The sequence below is a fragment of the Flavobacterium sp. T12S277 genome (genome assembly GCF_048514875.1).
In the GTDB taxonomy this organism is placed as follows: domain Bacteria; phylum Bacteroidota; class Bacteroidia; order Flavobacteriales; family Flavobacteriaceae; genus Flavobacterium.
In genome coordinates, this window is the sequence record NZ_JBLYEG010000032.1 from 1 (window position 1) to 9,813 (window position 9,813).

Consider the following 9,813-nt stretch of genomic DNA (forward strand, 5'->3'; position numbering starts at 1 on the left):
AAAAATATAGTTTTTAATCAAAACGGAGGTGGTCATTTTGCTCCGGAATTAGGTGGTCATTTTGAACTGGAATCAGGTGCTCACTTTAAAACGGAATGGGGTGATCAATATAACCGGAATTTGCACCCAAAGCCTGTATGAAAAGAAATTTATTACCTACCCACGTACAGGAAGTAAATATATCCCCGAAGATATGTGGGCAGAAGTTCCCAATCTTGTACGTACTCTTCAGGGTCGTGAAGCCAGCAGAGAGGCTGCAGGTAAAATAAAGTGGGGACAATTCAACAAACGTATTGTAAATGATTTGAGGGTCACCGATCATCACGGACTGCTTATTACTGATAAAATTCCTTCTGCCCTAAATGCAAAGGAAAATGCGATTTATGATCTGGTTGGATTGCGGTTACTCGAATCAATTTCCGAACCCTGTGTTAAAGAAATTACTGATGCCGGATTGGAAATTCTGGATTATGAATTTACAGTAAAGGGCTCTAATATTCTCGAAGCCGGATGGCGTTTGGTTAAAGGCAGTTTTTCAGAGGAAGAAACGGAGCCTCTTGATATACTTCCGGAATTGAAAAAAGGGGATAAGCTTAAAGTTAAAAATGCCACAGTATTAAAAAAGAAAACCAGTCCGCCCATGCTTTATACTGAAGCCGGGCTTTTATCGGCCATGGAATCTGCCGGAAAAAGGGTAGAAGACGAGGAATCAAGAAAAGCAATGACAGGTATAGGTATTGGTACCCCGGCTACCAGAGCCGCCATTATTGAAACTCTTTTTGACAGGGATTATATCAAAAGAAAAGAAAAATCCCTTATACCGACAGAAAAAGGATTGCAAATTTATGACATTGTTAAAAGTAAAATGATTGCAGATGTTAGTATGACAGGTCAATGGGAAATAGAGTTACAAAAGATTGAAAATAACCAATTGCAGGCTGAAGTATTTCAAGAGGGAATTGAGGATTATGTGACTTCTTTAACTCATGAGCTTCTTGCTACAACTGTAACAATTGATAAAGGGCCCGATTTATTTTGTCCTAAATGTTCTGATCGATCTTTACTTATTAAAGATATACTTGTAAAATGTCCGGATGAGAATTGTGGCTGGATTCAGTTTCGAAATATTTGTGGTGTCCATTTAAGTACCAAAGAGATCGAAAATCTTATAAAATTTGGAAAGACAGGTTTAATAAAGGGAATGATGAGCAGGTCTAGGAAAAAATTTAACGCTTATATAATCCTAAATGAGAAAAAAGAGACCTCATTCGAATTTGAAAAAAAATAAGGAGAATCAGTATGATCCCAAATTGATGAAATTTTGATGGGGGTAATTTATTTGTGCTTAATAGAGAATGAAGAGTAATGGATGAAAATGACGATAAAAATGGAAAAGACATCATTCGAGCAAGTATCTACAGACATAGCCGTGTTGCAAAGAAGAGTTAAAAGGATAGAAAAGTTATTAATGAATAACGGTTTATCTCTAATGCCTGGTAATACGTCATCTTCTAAAAATCTTAAAGTAGTTAAATGCTGCTCAAGTTTTAATAAGAGCGATTTAGCTCATCTTTTTTATGTGTTGATGGATGAGAATATTTTGTTCTTTGACACCATTGATCAGGGCAATAACAGAAGTAGAATGCAGGAATTTATGGTGGACAATTTTACTTATTTGGGAGATGCTGGGGTGCAAACACCAATTAATATAATTAATAAGCAATTTTCTGAAGCAAAAGGATTCACCTATAGGGATAAGCATTTAAAATTTTTAGATAAGATGTTAGTGCTAATAAAAGAAAGAAGACAAAAGATTGCCAGTTGGTAGCTTTTATTTTACAGGTCACTTAATCTAGCTCAAATACAGTTTAAATTATGGAAAAAAATAATAATGAGAAACTTGAAAGTATGGATACTTTTAAGAAACTAATTACTGCTTTGGATGCAAAATTGGATTCAATAGATTCCAGATTAAAACAGCAACAAGGAAGAAAAGGCATTGTAAAGTACTATCGAAATGAAGATTTGAAAAGAGCATTTGGTTTGTCTAGTAATACGATCGTTAAATACCGGCTTACAGGTGTTCTTCCTTTTACAAAACTTGGCGATATATTCTTATATGAAGCCAGTAAAATTGATAAAATATTACGTGACAATGAATGTTAAGAAAAGGATTCTCTATGAATCCTTTTCTTTTTAAGAGTATTGACTATTGATATATTTTCATGACTTTCTGCATATCATTCATTACATTGTGATCCAGTACTTTTGCATAATGTTGAGTTTGTTTTATATTAGTATGTCCCATCATTGCAGATACGTTTTCTAAACTTACTCCATTTCCTAAAGTTACAGTAGTCGCGAAAGTATGTCTGGCAACATACCAGGTAAGGTGTTTGTCAATCCCGCAAATATCAGCGAGTTCTTTAAGATATGCATTCATTTTTTGATTAGAAATTTTTGGAATAAGGGAACCCTGCTTTCCTTCGTATCTCTCAATAACTTTTAGGACTGGTGGTAAAATAGGAACATTTGCTCTGATGGCAGTTTTGGTTCTTGTAGTCATAAGCCATAGTTCTCCCTTGTTTCCTCTGAAAATGTTCTCTGAGGTTAGTTTAGCAGCATCTACCGGCGCATAACCTGTATAGGTGCAGAAAAGAAATATATCTCTCACGCGTTGAAGTCTTTCAAAAGATATTTTTTTTCTCTCGATTTTATTAAGTTCCTCCTGAGTTAAAAATATAGCATCTTTGACGTTAAGTCGGCCTTGATAAACATTAAAAGGGTTTTTTAGGAGTAAGTCGAGTTTAAAACAATGGTTGCAGGCTGTTTTATATGACTTAATGTATTTCACTACAGAATTGTTTTTAATTCCTTTACGTCCTTTGTAAATACTTTCATAGGTTAGAAATTCTTCAAGGTTGTGAATAAAGGCACCATTAACTTCTGTGCTCTCCATGTCATTTAACCCGTACTGTTTCTCCATATAATTTTTCAGAAGATCTTTTGCTCTTTCATATTTCTGTAAAGAAGCTGGTGAACGATCTCCTGCTTCTACCTTTTTTCTAAAATAAGCATTATGCTTTTCCATGACTTCCAATATCGTGATGGAGTTATTTTTTGTTTTTGTTTTGCCAGTGAGTTCCTTTTTCAACAGAAGTAAGGATACGTCCGGATCTATTTTATATAGTTCATTGAACTTTTTTTCAATCGCTAGCTGGAAATTGTCTAATCCTTGTTTGATAATTTTTTCTTTTTCCAGTTTAAGGAGACCTCTAAGCTTTTTAGTCTCTTCCCAACGTTGTAATTCGATTGATTTTCTGGTTGAGATTGAGGTCTCACTTGTTTTGTAGCTAATGCGTGCGAAGATCGGAGCTTCACCTTTATTATTAGCTTTTTGTGCTTTGATGTAGAAAATTACTTTTACCATGGCTCATTGTTTTTAGTTAATAAAATTGAATAAAAACTATGAGAGCCTTCTTTGTTTTCAGGGAATTCCCGGGGAATTTCCAAAAAGTAGTGTACCTATTTTGTTTAAAATTGCTCAAAAAATGCAGGTACACCTATAGGTACACTTTGCTTTGATATTTAATGTGTATTTTGACTAAGGAATGGAAATAGAAAAAATAAATTTTAAAAGACTTTTACTTTTAAAATCTCTTTTTAAGACCTTGCACAGTAGTGCAAAAATCTTCTTAATCTTTTCTGTAACCCTAGCAAATACAGGTGCTAACTATCATTTCTTAGAACAGTTTTACCAAGTGGGACACGCTAAAGTCCAAAAACAAAAAAACCTTTAAATCGTGAGATCTAAAGGTTTTGATAATTAATCAGCGGAGAAAGAGGGATTCGAACCTAAGCTCCGCATCCCGCTCTTATACTGCATTTATAATATTTTTTTACCTGCTGCGCCACGATTCTGCCACGAACTTTAAAACGTGCTAATTTAGCGTGTAATGTCTTGTTTATTAATTGGTTATAATTATTTTTTTTTAATATGACAAAAATACATTTTTTTATAACATAATCAATTTCTGATGCATTTATTTGTATTTGTGTTTAAATGAGAATATATAATTAATGCTGCTTCCGATATTTTTGCTACACAGTTAATTATATGCTTTTGAATATAAAAAAGCCTACACTTTTAAAAATATATGCTTTTGCATATAATAGAATATTTATTTTAATATTAACTGTGCCATTTCTTCTAAATTATAACAACTCTAAGTCTTGTAATTTTCGTCCAAAAGTATCATCAGCTGCAAGTTTAAGAAAATCTTCCTGAAGACCTAAGACACGAAGTACATTGAAATAAGCAGCGATAGATACACTTGCATTTCCTTGCTCTATAAAGTAAAGTGTAGATCGGGCAATATCTGCACGTTCAGCTAATTGCATAGTAGTAAGTTTACGTCTTTTTCTTGCTAGTTTAATATTTTCTCCCATTTGTTCCATCAGCTTGTGATGCTTGGGATAAATAATTTGTTTTTTCCTGTTCATCTTTCAATATTATATTATCAATCTTGGTACTCGTGCTAATGTTATTAATGTTTGTTATTTCATACATATATGCTTTTTTTGATTGAAATAACGAACATTATCCAATATGTTTAAGCATTTTAATGTATTTATTTGTGATTAAGAGACACACTTTTCTTAAAGTCATTATCAAACTGCAATATTTACTGCTTTAGCAGTAAAAGAGCCTTTTTTATATTCATTTTGGATCCTCTGAATTTTCAAAATACATTTTTTACTGCTAAAGCAGTAAAATTATTAATACTTCAAAATTTGGAGATTTTTACCCTTATCATAATTTTCTTAAAATACATAATTGTATTCCAATACTTATTTTCTGCTGGAGCTTATATGCTTTAAATGTAATGTAAAAACTTAAAAGTTAAATAAATAAAAAGGTCGAGTGTGACAAATGATACAGATAATCCCATTTTCGACAATTACTTTAGCATTGTTTATAGTCAGATTTGTTTTACGGTTTAATAGCTGAAAAGCATTATGGCTAATTGTTGGACAGAAACTTCTGTTGGGAAAAAATTAGAAATAATAATTTATTTAAATGACGAAAGCCAAGACCTCTGAAATTTTAGATAATTTCTTTAAACTAGATAAGAGGGTAAAAAAGATTGAAAACTTATTGCACTTAAATGATTTTCAGAATAATCTATCATCGTTTGAAAAATGCAAAAGCTCTTATGGTAAAAGTGAACTTGCAATTCTTTTCTATATCCTGATGGATGAAGGTCTGTTATTTTTTGATTCGGCTGATATAAAAAAAAATCGAATCAATTTTCAGGAATTCATAAGTGAAAATTTTACATATAGAGATAATGAAGGAGTTCAGAAAAAGATAACTACAATAAGCAGACAGTTTTCTGAGTGTAAAGGTTATACTTATAAAGAAAAACAGATGAAATTTTTAGATGACTTGATTGGTATATTGATTGAGCGGAAAAGAAAACTTGAGAACTGGTAAGCTGGGGATGAAAAAAAATAAAACATTAACAAACAATTAAATTATGACAAAGAAAGAAAAGAGACAGGCTTTTATAATGGAGATTAAAAATATAATAGATCCTTTAATGGTAAAACTGGAAGTGATCGATTCAAAAATCAGTAAAGGGAAAACCTTGAGACCTGCCTATTACAGAAATGAAGATTTAAAAAAGATATTTGGGCTGTCTAATAATACTATTATAAAATACAGGCAGACTGGGATTCTTCCATATACTAAACTGGGAGATATATTTCTATACGACAGTGTGAAGATTGAGGAAACTCTTCGTAAGAATAGTATCTGAATGAATCTTTTTTTTATAACAATATAAAGAGCAACTTTCTTTCTTTTTGGGAGTCTTGGTTCTTTAAAAAATAATAATATGGAGATAAACAGAATTCAATATGCTTCAGATCTGCATCTGGAGTTTATTAAAAACAAAGAATTCATGAGAGATAATCCCTTAATTCCAAACGGAGATATCTTAATTCTGGCTGGGGATATTGTACCTTTTTCGCTCATGGATAAACATCAGGATTTTTTTGATTTCTTATCCGATAATTTCCAAATGACATATTGGATTCCTGGAAATCATGAGTATTACTATTATGATGCTCTTCTTAAAACAGGAACTTTTTATGAAAAGATTAGAAATAATGTAATCCTTCTAAATAATTATGTTGTAGAATATGATAATTTAAAACTGGTTTTCTCTACTCTATGGTCCCACATTAGTCCGGTTTCCCGATTAAATATTGAAAGAGGGCTTAGTGATTTTAAAGTTGTCAAATATGGGGCAGAGAAGTTTTCTGCAGATCATTATAATAAACTTTATTGTGATAGTTTAGATTTTATTACTAAAGCTTTAAATAACGTAGAAAATAAAAAAGTTATAGTTACAACTCATCATGTCCCGACTTTTAGAGAATATCCGAAAGTTTACGAAAATAGCCTTTTGAACGAAGCTTTTGCTGTTGAACTTTCGGAGATTATTGAACAGTCAATTGCGCAGTACTGGATTTATGGGCATAGTCACTATAATACTAAAGATTTTAAAATTGGAAATACTCAATTGATAACAAACCAGCTAGGTTATATCCAGCAAAATGAGCATGAGTATTTTATTGCAGATAAGTGTTTGCAGATTTGAAAAAAATAATAATTTAGTTGGTCATACACAATATAATTTAGAATTTAAACATTTGTTTCGTATTAGAAAATATTTTAGTACTAAATAGATCATTAGTCTATTACAGAAAATATTTTATAATTTTATCAATTAGCGTTTATATAATAGAAGAAATTTAAAATTTCCACAATGGAAATTTTTTTAATTCTATTAAGTTATAAAGAACTTCAATATTAATGACATAGGGTCTCTTTAAATAAAAAAAAGAGAACTTTTCAGTTCTCTTTTCATTATATAGGTATGTTATATATATTATGCGTTCAAAACTATTTGCGATGATTTTTCTATAGAAACATTTTGTTTCTGTTTAAATTCACGTACATTTACTTTCATTAAATTGTTTATACGACGATTCGATTCGATAAGCTTTTTGCTTTCAACTCTACTACTGTCTTTTAATAAGTCAGTTAATGATATAACAGTTTTTTTTGGACTCACTTTTATTTTAAATTATTTTTAAATTTAGTGTAAAAATCTAAATTATAAGGCAAATTACAAAATCTTTTTCACTTTTTACAAAAACTTTATCTGGGTAACCTGCAAACAGAAGGGAATCAATAAAATTGTTATTTGCTTCTGTTGCATCAATCACTACTAAACCATCTGCATTTCCTAAATTGAAATTGTCATTTTCATAAATTTCTGCTACCCAGATAAATTTTGGCATTTTTGTTAATACTAATGTTTCAATTAGTATTGGTCGCTGTGACTTTAGTTTGCTCACATGCGATTTAAATGACCTGCTGGATGTTAGAAAAAATCTAAAAACAAAATCTTTTTTAAATTTATAGCCAAAATTTGAATCCGAAATTATGTTTGTAGCCAAGCTTCTGGCGTTAATTACTTCTAAATATATTTTTTTATAAAGGGGAACGACTATTGATTCAATCGTTGCTCCAAAAAATGAATCATCGTCGCCATAATGTTCGACTGGATTGTCTAAATCAATTAAGCGATAAGGGGCTAAATTGTCATCTGTTACAACATATTTTTTATGTATATCAGTATAATCGATATATTCAACATCATCATCAGAGTACTGCAATTCTCTTTTTTTGACTTTGCTTAAGTCTGTTTGGCAGTCATCTTCATGGCCAATTATCACGACTGCATGGGCTAAATTCGTATTTTCTAAAGCGGCAATAACAGGAATTCCAGATTCGATGTAATATGCTATTATATTTTTTAATTCTTCTTCAAAAGTCAAATAAATCAATTAACTAGCAACTTGAATTAATTATTTGAAAAGCTAGAAAAATACTTTTTATGTTATAATTCTAACAAATAATTTTCGAAACTCTTTTCATAGTGTAATGGAATTGAAAAAAGTACGAATTAAATTTTTGTAGCAAAAAATGTATTCCCTCCATTTAAATTACATTAGGAAATAGGAGGGAAATTTATATTGATCCTCTTTTGTAAAAAAGACACTAACTCCATTGTGGATAAATGAGACTTTTTCTCTTAACTCAGTCTCGATTTTTAGTTAGCATCCAAAACTTAAAATATCAATTTGAGATAGTATTAATTTGTTGTAAATGAGTAATATAGTTCTGTTTTGAAATAACAAATAAATAATTCTTGATAAAAACAGTAAACTAACAGTCTTAAATTTTTGTGACAAAAAAGTAACAGCTCTATTCCAAAATTATTCGTGTTCTTCCGCTTCCTTATTTTTGATTATCAATCGTTAAGAGAGATTTTATTTTATTTTTTTAATTATATGAGATATTAAATTTTATTTGTGAAATTATAAATTGAACTTTATAACAGTCCTAATTTTTTAGCTTTACTTATAAGATCACGATCATTGCCTTTTTCTAATAACAACTGACTTTTAATATGGGCTTTTCTTTTTTCTATTGCACTCATTGAAAGAGGTATATGATTTGGAAGATTCATAGTTTTGACTCCTTCGTAAATTAATGTTATAATTCTGTTGTCATATTTATCCCAATTAAATTTTTTTTTCAATAATTCTTTCTGAATTTCAACTATAGTTAAGCTTCGAAATTTCTCGCCGATAATAATTCTTTCACAAATGATAAGAAGTTTTTTGAAATTAATATCTTTTTGTGAAGCAAATCCTTCTGGATTTACTTCTCTAATTATTTTATCTATATGTAAAGGCTGATCCTGTTTTGTGATAAAAAATATTTTACAATTTTCAATTTTTTTTCTTAGTAACAACGATAAATCAATGCCATTGTTAATATTGCCTTCTTTATAGGGAGGTAAATTGATATCTAGCAGTGCTAGATCAATACTTATATTCTGTCTTATGTGAATGATTATTTTTTTATATGCATTTTCACAATTATGACTCGTTATAATATTTATTTTTTTTCCCTGAATATTTACTTTGGATAGAAGATTTTTGTAAGTATCAATTACTAAGGGGTGATCATCAACAATCAAAATATTATATGTCATAATTGTATTAGTAAATTATATGAATTAATAGTAAAACTAAATTTTTTTTTTGGGACATTTTTACGGGTTTCCGTAAATTATAATTAATTTAATAAAATGATGTAGAGAGATATAGAATAGACGTTATTATTTTATTTCGATTAGATATGAATATATATATATATATATATATATATAATTTGAATTCGGATTTTTGAGTTGAAAAATCATAAGCGAGATTGGTAATGATTTCATTATAAATGTTTTATGATTCTTGAGCTATTTTTTAATAGTTGTTTTTTTATTGAAAAATAAAACATTAGCATTTTTATTGGTAATCCGTAAGTTTATTGTAAAAAACCGTAATTTATTTGTTAAATCTTTTGTTATTTTCGTGCAAAAAAATGACTTATTCTCCGAAAAAAATAATGATTTTTAATTTTGTTGATTTTTAATCTATCTATAATTAATTTTATTACTTATTATTTTTATGATGAGTTTAAATCCTAACGTTTTTGGATGTTTTTAAAATTTAAATAGAAATTTTCTATATGAAAAATATAATCGAACATATTTACCCTGCAACAAGTCTTCAGCAAGGTTTTATTTACCATGCATTGAGCCAGCCCGATGATGATGCTTACAGGGTACAGCAATTGTATGATTACCATGAGCCTTTGGATGTAGATAAATA

At 29.7% G+C, this 9,813-nt stretch carries 10 protein-coding genes; 6 read left to right on the forward strand and 4 right to left on the reverse strand.

Features of this window, described 5'->3' with window-relative positions; all coding sequences use genetic code 11:
• The first annotated feature begins 100 nt into the window (after positions 1-100).
• From ACN1CN_RS22220 to ACN1CN_RS22230, 3 genes are all read left to right on the forward strand, one after another.
• A complete protein-coding gene (locus tag ACN1CN_RS22220; protein WP_419137800.1) occupies positions 101-1,288 on the forward strand; it encodes a DNA topoisomerase in 1,188 nt (395 codons plus the stop codon).
• 99 nt (positions 1,289-1,387) lie between these two features.
• On the forward strand, positions 1,388-1,828 hold the full coding sequence (locus ACN1CN_RS22225; protein WP_419137802.1) for a hypothetical protein: 441 nt from the start codon (positions 1,388-1,390) through the stop codon (positions 1,826-1,828).
• 47 nt (positions 1,829-1,875) lie between these two features.
• Positions 1,876-2,166, forward strand: coding sequence for a DNA-binding protein (locus ACN1CN_RS22230; RefSeq protein ID WP_419137804.1), 291 nt, complete (start codon positions 1,876-1,878; stop codon positions 2,164-2,166).
• Positions 2,167-2,209: 43 nt separating this feature from the next.
• On the opposite strand, the gene ACN1CN_RS22235 is transcribed toward ACN1CN_RS22230, so the two are convergent.
• Positions 2,210-3,430, reverse strand: a complete 1,221-nt coding sequence (locus ACN1CN_RS22235) for a tyrosine-type recombinase/integrase (protein WP_419137806.1) — start codon at positions 3,428-3,430, stop codon at positions 2,210-2,212.
• Positions 3,431-4,215: 785 nt separating this feature from the next.
• A complete protein-coding gene (locus tag ACN1CN_RS22240; RefSeq protein ID WP_419137808.1) occupies positions 4,216-4,503 on the reverse strand; it encodes a helix-turn-helix domain-containing protein in 288 nt (95 codons plus the stop codon).
• Between the two features lie 577 nt (positions 4,504-5,080).
• On the opposite strand from ACN1CN_RS22240, the gene ACN1CN_RS22245 reads away from it, so the two are divergent.
• From ACN1CN_RS22245 to ACN1CN_RS22255, 3 genes are all read left to right on the forward strand, one after another.
• Positions 5,081-5,497, forward strand: a complete 417-nt coding sequence (locus ACN1CN_RS22245; protein ID WP_419137810.1) for a hypothetical protein — start codon at positions 5,081-5,083, stop codon at positions 5,495-5,497.
• Positions 5,498-5,540: 43 nt separating this feature from the next.
• Positions 5,541-5,822 carry a helix-turn-helix domain-containing protein gene (locus tag ACN1CN_RS22250; RefSeq protein ID WP_379814276.1) on the forward strand — a complete coding sequence of 94 codons (282 nt, stop codon included), beginning with the start codon at positions 5,541-5,543 and terminating at the stop codon, positions 5,820-5,822.
• Between the two features lie 78 nt (positions 5,823-5,900).
• A complete protein-coding gene (locus ACN1CN_RS22255) occupies positions 5,901-6,668 on the forward strand; it encodes a metallophosphoesterase (RefSeq protein WP_419137812.1) in 768 nt (255 codons plus the stop codon).
• 514 nt (positions 6,669-7,182) lie between these two features.
• Here ACN1CN_RS22255 and ACN1CN_RS22260 read toward each other — a convergent pair.
• Positions 7,183-7,914 carry a hypothetical protein gene (locus ACN1CN_RS22260; protein ID WP_419137814.1) on the reverse strand — a complete coding sequence of 244 codons (732 nt, stop codon included), beginning with the start codon at positions 7,912-7,914 and terminating at the stop codon, positions 7,183-7,185.
• Positions 7,915-8,471: 557 nt separating this feature from the next.
• Positions 8,472-9,140 carry a response regulator gene (locus tag ACN1CN_RS22265; RefSeq protein WP_419137816.1) on the reverse strand — a complete coding sequence of 223 codons (669 nt, stop codon included), beginning with the start codon at positions 9,138-9,140 and terminating at the stop codon, positions 8,472-8,474.
• Positions 9,141-9,813 lie beyond the last annotated feature (673 nt).